The 14,623-nt window shown below is 36.1% G+C and carries 13 protein-coding genes; 6 read left to right on the top strand and 7 right to left on the bottom strand.

What is annotated here, in order from left to right; translation table 11 throughout:
- The 3 genes from AAGF08_RS08790 to AAGF08_RS08800 are packed head-to-tail and all read left to right on the top strand — an operon-like array spanning position 1 to position 2,268.
- The gene (locus AAGF08_RS08790) at positions 1-1,434 is read left to right on the top strand and encodes a DUF6371 domain-containing protein (RefSeq protein WP_343510784.1); all 1,434 of its coding nucleotides are present in this window, start codon (positions 1-3) and stop codon (positions 1,432-1,434) included.
- A 1-nt stretch (position 1,435) separates the two neighbouring features.
- Complete coding sequence (locus tag AAGF08_RS08795; protein ID WP_343510785.1) at positions 1,436-1,642, top strand: hypothetical protein; 207 nt, start codon at positions 1,436-1,438, stop codon at positions 1,640-1,642.
- A 38-nt stretch (positions 1,643-1,680) separates the two neighbouring features.
- Positions 1,681-2,268, top strand: coding sequence for a hypothetical protein (locus tag AAGF08_RS08800; RefSeq protein ID WP_343510786.1), 588 nt, complete (start codon positions 1,681-1,683; stop codon positions 2,266-2,268).
- Positions 2,269-2,298: 30 nt separating this feature from the next.
- Here the strand turns inward: AAGF08_RS08800 and AAGF08_RS08805 are convergent, their stop codons facing one another.
- On the bottom strand, positions 2,299-2,943 hold the full coding sequence (locus AAGF08_RS08805) for a hypothetical protein (protein WP_343510787.1): 645 nt from the start codon (positions 2,941-2,943) through the stop codon (positions 2,299-2,301).
- A 605-nt stretch (positions 2,944-3,548) separates the two neighbouring features.
- On the opposite strand from AAGF08_RS08805, the gene AAGF08_RS08810 reads away from it, so the two are divergent.
- Positions 3,549-4,880, top strand: a complete 1,332-nt coding sequence (locus AAGF08_RS08810) for an aminotransferase class I/II-fold pyridoxal phosphate-dependent enzyme (protein ID WP_343510788.1) — start codon at positions 3,549-3,551, stop codon at positions 4,878-4,880.
- Positions 4,877-5,965, top strand: coding sequence for a serine hydrolase domain-containing protein (locus AAGF08_RS08815; protein ID WP_343510789.1), 1,089 nt, complete (start codon positions 4,877-4,879; stop codon positions 5,963-5,965). Before AAGF08_RS08810 ends, AAGF08_RS08815 begins: the two co-directional genes overlap by 4 nt.
- Before the next feature lie 613 nt (positions 5,966-6,578).
- Here the strand turns inward: AAGF08_RS08815 and AAGF08_RS08820 are convergent.
- The 4 genes from AAGF08_RS08820 to AAGF08_RS08835 form a co-directional block, all read right to left on the bottom strand.
- Positions 6,579-7,199 carry a hypothetical protein gene (locus AAGF08_RS08820; RefSeq protein WP_343510790.1) on the bottom strand — a complete coding sequence of 207 codons (621 nt, stop codon included), beginning with the start codon at positions 7,197-7,199 and terminating at the stop codon, positions 6,579-6,581.
- 17 nt (positions 7,200-7,216) lie between these two features.
- The gene (locus AAGF08_RS08825) at positions 7,217-9,493 is read right to left on the bottom strand and encodes a ThiF family adenylyltransferase (protein ID WP_343510791.1); all 2,277 of its coding nucleotides are present in this window, start codon (positions 9,491-9,493) and stop codon (positions 7,217-7,219) included.
- Positions 9,486-10,643 (bottom strand): cobyric acid synthase CobQ, encoded by a 1,158-nt coding sequence (locus tag AAGF08_RS08830; RefSeq protein WP_343510792.1) that lies wholly within the window; start codon positions 10,641-10,643, stop codon positions 9,486-9,488. Before AAGF08_RS08830 ends, AAGF08_RS08825 begins: the two co-directional genes overlap by 8 nt.
- A gap of 652 nt (positions 10,644-11,295) precedes the next feature.
- Positions 11,296-11,562 carry a hypothetical protein gene (locus AAGF08_RS08835; RefSeq protein WP_343510793.1) on the bottom strand — a complete coding sequence of 89 codons (267 nt, stop codon included), beginning with the start codon at positions 11,560-11,562 and terminating at the stop codon, positions 11,296-11,298.
- Between the two features lie 224 nt (positions 11,563-11,786).
- Between AAGF08_RS08835 and AAGF08_RS08840 the strand changes: the two genes are divergently transcribed.
- Positions 11,787-13,115 carry an ATP-binding protein gene (locus AAGF08_RS08840; RefSeq protein ID WP_343510794.1) on the top strand — a complete coding sequence of 443 codons (1,329 nt, stop codon included), beginning with the start codon at positions 11,787-11,789 and terminating at the stop codon, positions 13,113-13,115.
- 28 nt (positions 13,116-13,143) lie between these two features.
- Here the strand turns inward: AAGF08_RS08840 and AAGF08_RS08845 are convergent, their stop codons facing one another.
- Complete coding sequence (locus AAGF08_RS08845; RefSeq protein ID WP_343510795.1) at positions 13,144-13,386, bottom strand: hypothetical protein; 243 nt, start codon at positions 13,384-13,386, stop codon at positions 13,144-13,146.
- A gap of 9 nt (positions 13,387-13,395) precedes the next feature.
- Positions 13,396-14,316, bottom strand: coding sequence for a zeta toxin family protein (locus AAGF08_RS08850; protein ID WP_343510796.1), 921 nt, complete (start codon positions 14,314-14,316; stop codon positions 13,396-13,398).
- Positions 14,317-14,623: the final 307 nt, after the last annotated feature.

The raw sequence follows: 14,623 nt of genomic DNA on the forward strand, positions 1-14,623 counted from the left end.
ATGGATACAGAACACCGATACACATTTGAGAAAGGCAGTAAAAAGCACCGTTGCCCTGAATGTACCAAAAACCGTTTTGTAAAGTACATTGATACGGAAACAGGCGAATACTTACCCGAGCAGTACGGACGTTGCGACCGTGAAAGCAAATGCGGTTATTTTCTAAACCCATACAAAGACGGTTACGCAAAAGCTATTTGGGAGCAGGAACAAGGCAATAAAACAGACTGGAGGACGCAGACACCAAAACGAATAAAAAAATCCGCAAACAAGCCCAAAAGGGTATTTATTCCCGTTGAGGTATTTAAGCGTACCCGTGCAGGATATGAACAGAATACATTTATTCAAAACCTACTTACACGGGTTGTATTTCCTTTTGAAGTACAGGACATTGAAAAGATTATTTCATTGTATCATTTGGGAACAGTACAAAACGGTTACAGAACAGGGGCAAACACCTTTCCTTTTATTGATGTTCAGGGCAATGTTAGAGCCGTTCAGGTAAAACAGTTTGACGAACAGAACCACACCACAGGCACGGACTTTTTGCACTCAATAATTGAAAAACACCATACCCGAAACAATAAACCGTTGCCCGAATGGTTGGAAGCATACAATAAGAACGAAACAAAGGTTTCCTGTTTGTTTGGCGAACACCTTTTAAGCAAATACCCAAACAACCCTGTTGCGTTGGTTGAAGCCCCTAAAACGGCTATTTATGGCACGTTGTATTTTGGTTTCCCTGAACAACCTACAAACTTACTTTGGTTGGCAGTTTACAATTTAAGCAGTTTAAACCTCAACAAGTGCCAGGCATTGAAAGGCAGGAATGTTTATTTGTTTCCTGACCTATCAAAAGATGGCAAAGCCTTTAAGTTATGGAGCAATAAAGCAGTACAAATACAAAAGCGTTTACAGGGTACATACTTTCACGTTTCGGACTTACTGGAAAAGTTAGCACCACAGCAGGACAAAGAACAATGCAAAGACATTGCAGACTATCTAATAAAACAGGATTGGCGACTATTCAGAAAGCAGGAATTAAATGAAATACGACAGCCCGAACCTGAACCCGTTGAAACCTTAACCCGTGAAAAAAGTGAAAAAAGTGAAGCCCTAAAAAACACTTTTTTTTTACTGCCTGAACCCTTGCCAAAAGTGGAGGTGTTCAAACCAGAATTTTCGAAATCCATAAAAAGGGAAAAGCCCCAAAACTGGAGCAATGAAATTGCAGAACTTGAAAACTACTTTTCAGGCATTGAAATGCCAACCCAACCCATAAAGCTAAACAAATGCAGTACAATAATTAATTGTCCCCTTTTCATTGAAAGTCACTTTACTGCCTTGAAAGCAAATAAATGCAAAAGAGTATTTTCACTCTATTTGAACCGTTTACAAAACCTAAGACAGGTAATAAGTTTAAACTTAAATTGACATGAATACAGAAGAACCAATACTTACAAAAGATTTGCGTAATACCCTGAAAGACATTTTACAAAATGAAATTTCAAAACTGCCCGAAAGTCTTGAAAAATTAGACCCAAAAGAACGTCTTAATTTTCTTTGCAAAATTATGCCTTATGTATTTCCAAAAGTGGAGGCTATAAACTCAAAGGAAGGTGAACCTTTCACATTTGATTGAAAGTTCGTTAATAATTTAGGTTTCAGAGAAAAGAAAATATGCCAAAGCCTCATACATTTCCAACCCTATTTGACAATGCTTTACAAATTAGCATTTCAAAACTCAAAGAATGGGGATACCTCCACCCCCATCAAATTATGAGGGGTACAATAACTTGGAGCAGAAACGGAAACCAAACAGGTAGCATTTCAATAAATGTAAACACCGAAATTGACCAACAATTCGTTGAACTGGAATACAAGTTCAACGGCAAACCTCGAAAGTATAAGGTTAGATTGGTTTCTATGAGATCAAATTTGGGTAAAGGACGTATTTGGTTTTTCTTATGCCCACAGACTAAAAAAAGATGCCGTAAACTGTATTCAATAGGAGGTTATTTTTTCCACCGTGAAGCGTTTAGGGGTTGTATGTATGAAGCTCAAACCCAAAGTAAAAAATACAGGCAAATAGAAAAAAGATTAAAACCATATTTCCAGAGTGAGCAGCTGTATGAGCAACTTTACAAAAAACACAATAAAAAGACCTATGCAGGAAAGCCTACTAAGAAGTTTCTGAGATTAAAAGAACAAATAGAGAAGGCTGAAAGTGTTTCGCACCGTGAAATTGAATTGTTAATGGTACTTTAAACTTTTTATAAAAAACTGATAATTACTCGTCTAGTTTGATTCTAAAGCAATTATGTGTTGTCGAAAAAATTGTTCTGGATTTGGTATTTTTTTATTCACTTTAGGTTTGAGATCAGAATAATATTCTGTCCCACTTATCCTAATAGTTTCCCAGTCATAAGACTTAAGTTGTTCAATATTTTCCAAAACAAATACCTCATAATCACCAGATTCTATTTGTTCTTTTGTTGCAGGAATAAATCCTACAGTTTCAGCGTCACCGCACTCAGTATCTGTAATTTGAGTAAATTCAATTACTTCACCATTTGTCAATTTAACCATCATCGTTGATCTTAACTGTGACATACACCCTAAATCTCCAGAATATCTTAAATAAAAAACTGGAATGGAACTCTTTTGGAAAGCATATCCAGAAATTGTGTTACGAGTTGGTTCATTTTCACCAAATACAAGCCAAACATCGGATGTCTTCAATTTATCTCCCGTAAATTCATCTGCAACAACTGATACTTTTACAGTTGACTCAATTTCTGTTGGATTTTGAAACTTTTGAATATTTTTCCAAGTACCATTATCATAAACTAAAATTGTATCACCAGACTCTGTTACAGCCTTGGTTTGGGCTTGAGAGGTAAAAACGCCAAAAAAGAAAAGAATAAGAATAAAATATTTCATAGTAAAGAATTTAAGAACTATTAAGTTTACAGATAAAGTCGTTCAAAACCAAGATGCTTATTTGCCTATTTTTATTTGACGCATCTCCTTTTCCACAAAAAAATTCATTTCTCGATAAACTTATTGGAAAGTTCATTTTATGAGTTTTTCAGTACAATTTTAGAGTTAATTGTACCTTATTTGTACCTCAACTCTATAACTAATTGATTTTCAGTTTTAATTACTTTTTGTATCGGGAAGTAAGGAGATTGATTTTGTCTTATTTTATTTGGGCTTGTTCTATATGGACTCCAGTAAATTGATCCAAAATCAAATCATTAAAACAAAAGCAGAATTTAATTCCACTCAATTGACCTTGAGTCCAGAGCTGTAAAAAAAAGGATACATCCTTAGAATTTCTTCCTATAGAGAATTGATAACGACCAAACTACTTGTCAAAAAATAAATAAATCTCTCAAAAGAAAACAAAGAGTCCGTGCAGCATAGCCAAAAGGAAGAAAACCTAAAATAGGTTGATTATAGATAGTCAGATTAAAAAATTAATTTTAATCTCTTAATTAACAAATCCAACTTTTCATCAATCTTCGCTTTAATCCCTTAAGATTATGTCTGAATCTCCCTTTCTGTCAAAAATCGGAACAAAATCGGCACAAAGACCCATGCGAGTAGATCTGGAAATCTACTATGAAGCCAAGGAAAACCTTTATCATTCAAAGGAAAATCCAGAGGGGACGTTTCCGATGAATATGGCAGAAAACCATCTTTGCTGGGAACAGCTGCGAGAACGCATCCAGCAAGTCACACGAGAAAATGATATTCCCGAATGGGTGGCGAGCTACACGGATCCGGCAGGATCTCCGAGCTTTCGTGAAGCCATCGCAGGATTTTTGGGTAAATTTCTTTTCCATTGCGCTGTTGATCCTGAAACCATTGCCTTTTCTGGAGGAGCCACTTCAGTGATCGAAATGACCAGTTTTTTGCTTGCCGACCCGGGAGAAACAGCCGTAATCCCCGCTCCAAGCTATCCGGTATACACAGCAGATATAGGTACATTCCCTGGTGTAAAGCGATATGATTTGCAGCTACCGGGAGATTTCAGCAAAAGCGAATATGATTTTGATTTAGGACTTTTGGAAAAAGCCAAAGCTGAGATTGAGAAGTCTGGTAGCAATTTTCGAATGCTTATCCTGACAAGCCCTGATAATCCGACAGGAAGAATCTACCGAGAGTCTGATCTAAGAGAAATCGCTACCTGGTGTATGGATAATAAGGTCCATCTGATTGTCAATGAAATCTATGGACTATCTCAACTTGATATCACGCATCCTGATCTGAGGTCCGAATATGACGACCCAACTCATTTTGTCTCCTTTGGTCAACTAATGGAAGAGCTCAAAAGTCCTTTCCTTCATTTCTGGTATTCCTTTTCAAAGGATTTTGGGGTATCAGGATTTCGCATAGGCCTCCTTCACTCACACAATATGGATTTGGTTCAAGCTTATCGAAATGCAGGTTTGAGCCATTCTGTTTCTAACTACACACAATGGGTGATGCAAGAGCTCCTAAACGATCATACTTTTCTTACATCCTATTTCAAAGATTTTCAAAAGCTCTTAACTCAAGCCTATGTAACTTTTACCAAAGGCCTGAAAAAGCTTGGAATACAATACAATCCCTCCAGGGGAAGTCTATTCGTTTGGATGGATCTTTCAGAATTTCTAGAAGAAAAGAGCGAAGCTGGAGAGGAAAAACTTTGGCTCGAAATCTATCACCAAACGGGTATTTTATTGACACCTACCCAAGGATTTGGGCATTCGCAGAAAGGATGGTATCGTGCGGTGATTACAAGCATTCACCCTACAGAAATGGAGATTGCATTGGGTAGGTTGGAAAAATTCATTCAAAAAAAAAAGGAAATCTTAACTCCCGAGAAATGAAATTTTATTTCAGTTTATCTATTTGTTTTTTATTGATATCCAATGCCTTTGGGCAGGATTTTCAAACTGTCCTTGATCAAGAAATCAATGAAAAATTACCCGGAATATCAGTTTGTATTCAATCCGCTGATGAGGAGTTTTCCTGGACAGGAGCAGCTGGTTTTGCAGATCAGGAAACCAAATCACCGTTACGATCAGATCAGACATTCCGCATTGCCAGTGTCACCAAAACCTATGTGGCAGCTGGGATTTTAAGATTAATGGAAAAGGGTGATTTGAGTTTGGAAGATCCTATTTCAAAGCATATTTCCAAGGAACATAAAGAAATCCTATCTCAAGACTATGAATTAGATCAAATCACCATTCGGCAGACGCTGAGACATTCCGCAGGTTTTTTTGATCATACCAATGCACCTGACTTTTTCAAAACCATCCTGGAAAATCCAGATCATCAATGGACCAGAACTAGTCAAATAAGGCTTGGCGTAGATCAGGGCGACCCTGTAGGTGTGCCGGGAAAACAGTTTAGCTATTCTGATATGGGTTATGTGATTTTGGGAGGAATCATAGAAAAATACACCAACAAATCCCTGGATGTTGGCCTCAAAGAGCTTTTGGGCTTAGAAGAGTTGGGACTGGAAAGAACAGACTTTGAAGGGGAAGATTCTCTGACGGATCAACTTAGAATTCATCAATATTTCCAAGGAATGGACACCTTTGAATGGAGTCCGACAATAGATTACTACGGAGGTGGTGGTTTTCTGTCAACTACCTGTGAATTGGTGGATTTTTTTCAGGCACTTTTCCAAGGCAAGGTCTTCGAAGACCCTGAGACCCTGAATATCATGTTAGAACCCGTGAGCTATACTGAACAGGCCAATATGAATTATCAAATGGGTATGTATCAGGTAGAAATCAATGGGATGAAAGCTTATACCCATACCGGATTTTGGGGGACTCAGGTTATCTATATTCCTGAGAAAAATCTGTTTATGGCTGCAAATTATTCCAGTGTATGGAGGGGCGGAGCTGTAGCACCGGTTTTTGAAAAACTGCTGGAAGAAATGAAAGATTTGGAAGATTAGCCGGTGATATTTTAAGAGGCATCGACAAGCAAATCACCAATGATTTTGTGGCGATGGATATCCGTCGTTCCTTACATTACCTCGGTGAGATCACCATAGAAATTACTACCGATGATTTGTTGCGAACCTGCCTGCCGGAGGTAGGTATTTTTAGAAAATTCTGTATCGGGAAGTAGTACCTAATCGGCTTACCTAAATCCCAAACTCTTTAGAGATTTGAAATCCTATGATATTCGTTCACGAATGCAAATCATTAATAGCTGTGGAAAAACAGGGATAAGCGATTCAAGAATTTGCCAACTTTCATACAACCCAAAAACCAAACTAACAGCAGTTCAGCTGTATTTAATTGCCAAAGCTATTGATGAAGATCACTGTAAGCTATTGAATTATGTGTGCCAGGATTTGAAATGAGCGAGGATTTATTTTTTAAAATTCTTGGCGGATTGATTTCAGTTTTTAGATTTGATGCACTTCTATAACGGATTTTCGTTCCATCAAAAGTGTAACGGCTTTAAGAAAGAAAATATAAATCCTAACATGTAGAGAAAAGTCCTCGAATAAGTCAACCACTCTTACCTAGTTGGATTTAAATATTTTTCCATTTTTAAGATCATACTTGTGATGATTCAATTGCTAGAACATTATTAACAAATCTCCTCCCCTTGATTTGAGCCACCCTACATACCACTAAATATTGCAGTATCAAAACACCAAAATAAAAAAAATTGATCGGCCAATTTCCAATAATCAAAACCGGGATCCCTAAAAACAGCCCAAAGAGTACTGATAGAGAAGTTAAATCCCTAGCCAATAAAAACCCACCTTGACTGGCTTGAATTATTAAATTTGAACTATTCTTCTGGTAAATCTTATACCACAACTTGTTTTGATCTTTTGGTCTTTTAGGTAAAACCCCGTAGATTTCTTTTAATTTTTCTCGGTTTATCCTATAGTCTTTTTTGCTCAGATTAGTAAACGCTTCTGCCCCAGGTAACGGATCCTTAAATCTCCAAAAAACTAAAACAGCTTTTTGATCACTGGAAACTAATCCATTTAACAAAAAAAGTAATATTGGGGCTATCGCATAACCTAATATTTTAAGAAAAGCTAGAACATCAATCTCTTTTGACAGTTCATTTAAATAAGTAGGAAAAATCATCCAAAACAGGATGCAAATATTACCGATTACAAATACCCATAACTGTGGAGTGTTCTTTGCTTTAAGATTCATTTCTTTTAAATATTAAGTCAAAACACAAATGGAAACAATCCATCTGGAGTAATGATACATAAGAAAACCGGAAGTGGTGGGTTTAGATGTTGAAACTCTGCTTTATGCTGATTTACACTAATCATATCCTGTTGACTGAGCATGTTTGGCCCTTCAGGATGAGAATGCCATTCACCAATATAACCTATCTGCCCACCGGAGTTATTTTGGATGGCCCTGATTTCGTCAGGTAACCCTTCATGGCCACGAATAAAGTTGAATGCATCCGCCTTACTGTCTATAGGTGCATTGATGTAACCGGTCACGTGGATTGTCTTTGTTTTATAATTGCAGATTCCAACTAATACACCTCCAGTTTCATTTCTTCCTGCCTTTGATGACACATGTTCTATTTGTTCAACAATTCCATCTTTAAATCGAACAGCCCAGTTGGAATCATTCACAGCTGACAACACCTTAAATGGCTCAATGGATAAAACCTGCGTTTCGATTGTATAATCAGGGGAATCTATGATTCGATTCAAATATATTTTCCCATCTTTTGAAGATGCTAACATTTCTCGTTTAAGAACACCTGAAAAATAGGACGCATGAGAAGAAATCCTATCATCTGATAGCACTGTTGTTTCTGAATTACAACCTACACCTACTCGAACCGTTATGTTATTGTTATTATTTGTCAACTGCTCTCGCTGAAGCCAATCACTTATTTTCTTATCATTTTCTGATAAGCTATATAAGTATGCTTGCAGGTCATCGATACGTGGATTTCTGTTTCCACCCTCCATATATACTACACCCAAGTTACCCAAGTCAGATATTGAAGCACTTACTACATTTCGTTCTTCCATACTTTTGACATTAGTCAACTTATTAAAGAAAGCCTCTGATGCCGTAAAGTCTAAAATCCAATTATGGATATCAAAAAAATCTGGCTTATCCAATGTACCGTCCTTAAGTGCAAACAATCCAATTGTTCTAGTAGGTTGGTAAGGATAGAGATTTTTAATCCTTTTAGCTAAAGCAATCGCTTTATTTTCCCCTTCATCTTCACCAAACAAAACATGACGTACTAAATTATGTGGAGATATCTGATCTGGGTCTATCAAAGTTAAATTTGTTTGTCCAGATCTTGCAAGATGGATAATCACTTTGGAGCCTAAGGCACCACATCCAAACACAGCAATTCTTGAATCCACATCTATATTACGATTGGATATCTTGCTTGCTTGTTGGAAAGTCAAAGGCTGATTATGAGATAGTAAATCAATAGGTATATTGTTGATTATTTTACCTTCTTTTACATCAACACTATCGACCCTGAAGCGAAAGTTAATAAACTCGATATTGGAAGAATATCCAATTATTGCTTTAGGTCGTCTAATACCAACAATTACAGGAAAATAAACAAATGAATTTCCATCACTTGTTGCAATAAGTTCTTCTAACTGACTAAAATCTAAGCCATAAAAGCCACAGAAGGATTTAAACTCTTCCCAACTTTTTGGCAAGTTAACATAGTACTCTTTGTTTATTATATCTTCCTCATTCCACAATATGTAAGCATAATGATAATTTTTTCGGGTAGCATCTTCCTTGCCTTTTTTCCGTTCCTCATCAACCTCCTTAATCGTTGAAAAGGTATTCCCAACTGTAAGCGATTTAATAAATTTAAACGTGTACCGTTCCGCCTGAATTGGGCGTTCAAATAAAGCAACTGCAAGTTGTTTTTTAAAATGGAAGGCGTTATCACCTTTAACGATTCCAATTAGTGAATTGTAGTCGTAAATTATAGTACCGATATATCCTTCCAATCGCAACGGTTCAAATTGCTCACCATTTTCTGTCAGTTCGCCTGTAGCAGCATCTCTAAGCCAATTACTAATACGTATGATAAGGTCATCAATTCTTTTATTCGCATACCATTCATCTGCATTTTCTCTGACATAACAGAATCCAGGAGGGCGATTATTAACCGCTATATACAAATGGGCAAGGTTACTTTTGGGAAAATCAAGCCGATCTGTAAATACCTTAGGTGCTGATAGTGGGTAATTGATCAAATCAAAAACCAAAATAATGGGTTCTATCTCCCTAATATCTATATTTTCAAAATTTCCCAGACTAGGCAAATTAACACCTATATTAAAAGGAACGGCAATTTTGTCATTTCCCCAATCCAGTATTTGAAGCTTACTCCCATTGAGTGCTTCCAGTGATTTTAGAGAATCCCTAAGAGCGGGATTCTCTATATCACTTGAAAATACAGGTAAGCTGACTCTAAACCTATCCATTTCCATATTTTGAAGCAGAGTTAACAGCGCCTAACCCAGCACCTCCAATAACTTTAGCGGTACCCTCCGATTGTTTCGGCTTCACAACTCCCTGTGTAGTCACCTCAAAAACAATTGGTTGTGGAACTCCATTTATCACATTGTAAGTAGTTGTGTTCAGGAAATTGCTTTCGGTAACTTTCTTAACATACTCACGTTTCGCTTCAAAATGCGGCGGGTTATTATCATCATCTTCAATTTTTTTGCTTGAAGAAATAACTCTTGCCCCTGTCCTTCTGAAATCAAGAGCTTCAAGAGATGTTTCTTTGGGCTCCGGATGTTCTGCTTGAGGACGGTCGTTAAAAAAGGACCAAGAACAATGGTGCGGTGAAAGAAAAAGATCCCAATTCAGAGCATGCTCATTTTTATACTTTTTGGTTTTTTCTAAAATGATGCACCACGACGTATGGTCTGAGTCTCCCCCGAACATTGCAAGAGTTGAAAAGTCTGCCTGAAAGAGATTATTTTTAAACCTTGCTTGAAAAACGATACTGGTAGAATTCTTTTTGTCATCACCAAGTGTTTCAAGGTGTTCTTTAAAAGGAGCGTGAATGAAGACCGAAAATAGTGGTTGACCTTTATCATTGAATCGAGAGACAATTTCTCCTGGTACTGCCCTTAAGTGATCTAGATCCTTGTAATCAGCGTTTCCATCATATCCAATGATCTTAATTCGATTTCCAGGATTATCCTTTCTAGGATCTTTTTTTCTATGTAATGCAAGTCTTCGCTCAGCTTCCTGCTGGTAAGCATCTTCATCGTCATTTGAATGTTGCTCCGCAATCATTGGAGAAAACCACATTTCAGCGACTCGGATTAACCCTTCTTTTTTATGCGCTTCTGAGTATTTTTCTGGCGCTCCTTGATAGAAGTGCTTTTTAAAGCCTCTACAATGATCCTGATCTCCATGAGTTAATATGAAAATATCAACATAAGGAACTCCATTGGCGAATTGTACGCTTTTTAATAGATCCGCTTTAACATCGTAGATATCATTTTCATCACAGTTTCGGATATTGCAGTCAACAATAATTGTTGTATTATCCTCAAGTGTTATCAAAGATGTATCCCCGTTTCCAACCGGGTAGTATTTAATTCTAGGATTAGGCATGGTATTTCTCTCCTTTCTTCGATAGTCTCATTGAGATAGATTCATTTTTCTTGCCTAATACTCTTTCGTAAGAGCAGTTTTGTTCTGATTTTAACATTTTCTTTAGTGTTTGGTGATAAACATTTAAAAGAGGCCGACCCTAGATCGGCCCGAAGCCCTTAAGGCATTAATTTGGTGTGGATCTTCTATGTCCAGGCACCTTTACTGTTTTGCCGCCCACCTTTTTGGTATGCGGCTTTACTGGGACGATTTTCTTCCCATCTCCGGTTTTTGCCATTGCTGTAGCATTTAATGACCTCTATCAATTAGGCAGAGGCAATACCTACCGGGAAAATAAAAAAACTCTTACCTTTGGGTTCTCACATCCAAGTAAAAGCGGGGGAGCCTATTTTCCCAACGGAAGCTTCCCCCTTATTTTTTGACTCTACTGACTAAGCTTTTTTCAAAACTAGTTTAACCTTTTTTAACATGTACGATGCCAAGAATCTATAAATCTGATATTTGGACATGAACTGTCTCAATTAATCTTAGTCTGCCAAATAATATTCCGTCTACTAAGATACTATTGAAATCATCTGCCAAAGTGTCTGTCAGATTGGCATAATTTAATCCATTAATCTTATTCTGTCAGTCATTTATTTGTGTATTAAAATCAAAATGGCTCTCCATATATGCCTGACCAATCTGGTCCAAAATTGGTTGAAATACATCTTTCCAATTCCACTCCTAGGATTGCAGAAACTCTCTTTGCATCATCTTTGCATTGAACCGCATTTTTCGAACTATGAATTAAAGTTGTATTAGGGAGATAAACATATTTCTTTGAGTTGACAAACATTTCAACATATCCCAACCTAAACATTTCTTCTTTGAATTCGACATGTTTGGATGTTATGTCGTAAGAAATTAAAGTTTTCATATTTTTTTTATTTATGTGATTTTTTCTCAATTACACTCAATAGAAGTTATTTTAATTATTTTAATATCTATTATTTGAGTATATTTCACAATATTACAAATATGAGATTAAACTCAAAAACCAAATACATCTTTTTTGTGATATTTTCTCATAAAAAATTATTTTTGAGAATAATTACATAAAAAAATATTCTATTCTGAGATTATTTTAAATTTTCACAAATAATGATAATTGAATTTTCAATCGAGAACTATCTCTCATTTAAAGATAAAATCACATTCTCTTTTCAGGCTGCTTCAATCAAAGAGCATCCAGACCATGTTTTTGAGGAAAATAATGGAAGATACAGTGTTTTATTAGGTGCACTACTTTATGGCGCAAATGGCTCCGGAAAAAGCAATTTAATTCGTGGATTATCTTTTATGAAAGATTTTATTATCAATTCTTCAAAAGATAAACAGGCTAATGAGGAGATTGCAGTGGAATTCTTCAAGCTTAGTTCTGATTCAATCAATAAGCCTTCATCTTTTGAGGCCTCTATTCTTATAAATAATGAGTTTTATAGATATGGTTTCAGCCTGGATAAGGAAAGGATTTACAAAGAATGGCTATTTACAAAAAGTAAAATTAAAGAAACTCCACTTTTTGTAAGGGAGTTTAAAAAAGAATCGATGTCTTACGAATACCAAATTGAAAATGATTTCAAAAAGGGAGACCCTGTTGACACATTTTTAGTTAGAAAAAATGCTCTATTTTTATCCGTCAGTTCCCAATTCAATGGTGAGTTTTCGAAAAAACTGGTAAGCTGGTTTTCAACTATAACTTTTATTTCAGGGACAAATTATTCTGACTACATAAAATACACAGCTGATTTAATCTCTGAAGCAAGTCATAGGAAACTAATTCTAGAATTTTTGAGGACTGCAAATTTAGGATTTCATGACGTAAAAGTTCAAAAAAAGGAAATTACTGAGGAAATGCTTGACGGTCTACCCCTTGAGTTTAAAAAACTATTCCTTTCATCGAAAAACAGAGAAATTACCAATATCAGGACTATTCACACCAAATGGGATCATAATGGTAGAAAGGTTGGAGAGGTTGAATTTGATCTAATGAAAGAAGAATCCTTAGGTTCACAAAAGTTTTTTGCTTTAGCTGGACCAATTTATCATTCTCTTTTGACTGGATCTCTTCTTGTAATTGATGAATTTGATTCTAGACTCCATCCCGATCTTAGTAGATTCATCATTCAAATTTTTCAAAACAGATTGAACAACTATAAGAACTCCCAATTCTTATTTTCGTCCCACAATACCCAGTTCCTGGATCGGAATTTATTAAGAAGAGATGAACTCTTCTTCATTGACAAAACAGAAAGGGAATCTTCTTACTTATATAATATATATAACATGTCAAAATTATCTCCTGATTTACCTAATGTCAGGAACGATGCGTCATTTGAAAAAGACTATTTGGAGGGAAAATATGGAGCTGTCCCATTTAACAAAACGATTGGAAGGCAGTTGAATTTATGGGATTTGATTAAAGATTGAAATACAAAAAAATAGGATTTTATTCAATTTATCTTGGCATTAAGGATCTTGCAAAATCAGCAAACCGATCTATATCCTCTTCTTCCCTATTATAAATTTTAACCAATCCATCTGCGTACTTTACAGTTGATTCGACAAAGGCTGAACTGCGTCTCGCTTTTACTGCAACCTTATGCTTTTGAGCTCTACCCTTACCTGAAGACCTGCCCTTAACTACGAGCTTACCAGAGGGTTTGCCTTTAACCTCAAACTTATTTGGGCGCTTTTTCATATTTTATTTTTAATTTATCGGGCTATTAGGAGAAATTTGAAGAATTCTTGGAGGACTCCCCAATTCAACATCTGTACTAATTAATGCAAAAGAATCATATGGAGTTCCATCAACATCTATCCCATCTTTGATCAAGAAATAAGTTCCTAGAGGATCATTAGCATAACCATCAAATATCAATCCTATAGGAACATACCTTTTAGATGTTATATAGCGATTTATAGCTCTTATAGTTGCTTTTTTCCGATCCAAATTTACACAAACCAAATGGGTTTCATAGCCTAAATCTTTTAAAGTCTTACCCAACTTTACGACTCCGTTCAATGTATGTCCTATTTTTGGTATTACCAAATTATAGCCCATTTCAATAGCAAGTTGAAAAAGAGGTTTAAAATCAATCGGAATTTTAATTTGATTTGATCCAAAAATAAGCAAGTCCGATTCTTCATGAACAAGTGAAGCAGAGCCTGGACCATCCTTAAACTCCGGTAATTTTCGCTTAGCAAAATCTGAGTCCAAAATAAGGGCTCCTAATTTATCCGCCAACTTGTTTGCAATACTTGATTTGCCAGATGCAGGAAGACCAGTTATAACAATTGCTTTCTTCTCCGCTTTGGAAGCAACATTAGGTAACGCACCCCCAATCCCTAAAGCAATTTCATCATCTTGATCCAGTCGTTTTTCAGAGAACAATTCCTTTAGAATTTGACTCCTTAGTTCCCATCTAATAGAATTTCCAGCATACTTTCTACTTCTGTGCTTTGTACTTCTAAGAGTACAGTCCTCATCTGGATAACTTTTAATTTGAATTTCACCATTCTTGATTTGAACAATCACATCTTCCAAATTTTTTGGCTTAAATTCTAGCACATTAACTAGAAAATGCTCAATCAAATCACTATCATCAAGTCTCCGTGAAAATGGATGCATTATATTTTATTTTTTATTCTTCTTTTTATCTGGAGCTTGAGTTTATGCTGATCCAGCGGCTGTTTTTGCATCTTTAGACGATTTTGAGTCTTTCAAAACTTTTGAAGCAGGAGTCGCTGCCTTTTTCGATGTTTGTTCATTTTTCTTAGTCATGGAATCTGAATTTATAAGTTGGATCTTTCTCCCCTTCCTTCCTCACCTTTTAGGAGGATATTTACAAGACAAATCCAGATAGAGAATTTTAAAATCAAGGAAGTTGAATTTCTCACCAACAAAAACCATATGCAATAAATGGATTTTTGGGTAC

Source organism: Algoriphagus sp. SE2 (assembly GCF_039563885.1).
Classification (GTDB): Bacteria; Bacteroidota; Bacteroidia; order Cytophagales; family Cyclobacteriaceae; genus Algoriphagus.

Coding starts and splice junctions, on each gene's coding strand:
- AAGF08_RS08790 (WP_343510784.1), top strand. CDS start 1: ATGGATACAGAACACCGATACACATTTGAGAAAGGCAGTAAAAAGCAC.
- AAGF08_RS08795 (WP_343510785.1), top strand. CDS start 1,436: ATGAATACAGAAGAACCAATACTTACAAAAGATTTGCGTAATACCCTG.
- AAGF08_RS08800 (WP_343510786.1), top strand. CDS start 1,681: ATGCCAAAGCCTCATACATTTCCAACCCTATTTGACAATGCTTTACAA.
- AAGF08_RS08805 (WP_343510787.1), bottom strand. CDS start 2,943: ATGAAATATTTTATTCTTATTCTTTTCTTTTTTGGCGTTTTTACCTCT.
- AAGF08_RS08810 (WP_343510788.1), top strand. CDS start 3,549: ATGTCTGAATCTCCCTTTCTGTCAAAAATCGGAACAAAATCGGCACAA.
- AAGF08_RS08815 (WP_343510789.1), top strand. CDS start 4,877: ATGAAATTTTATTTCAGTTTATCTATTTGTTTTTTATTGATATCCAAT.
- AAGF08_RS08820 (WP_343510790.1), bottom strand. CDS start 7,199: ATGAATCTTAAAGCAAAGAACACTCCACAGTTATGGGTATTTGTAATC.
- AAGF08_RS08825 (WP_343510791.1), bottom strand. CDS start 9,493: ATGGATAGGTTTAGAGTCAGCTTACCTGTATTTTCAAGTGATATAGAG.
- AAGF08_RS08830 (WP_343510792.1), bottom strand. CDS start 10,643: ATGCCTAATCCTAGAATTAAATACTACCCGGTTGGAAACGGGGATACA.
- AAGF08_RS08835 (WP_343510793.1), bottom strand. CDS start 11,562: ATGAAAACTTTAATTTCTTACGACATAACATCCAAACATGTCGAATTC.
- AAGF08_RS08840 (WP_343510794.1), top strand. CDS start 11,787: ATGATAATTGAATTTTCAATCGAGAACTATCTCTCATTTAAAGATAAA.
- AAGF08_RS08845 (WP_343510795.1), bottom strand. CDS start 13,386: ATGAAAAAGCGCCCAAATAAGTTTGAGGTTAAAGGCAAACCCTCTGGT.
- AAGF08_RS08850 (WP_343510796.1), bottom strand. CDS start 14,316: ATGCATCCATTTTCACGGAGACTTGATGATAGTGATTTGATTGAGCAT.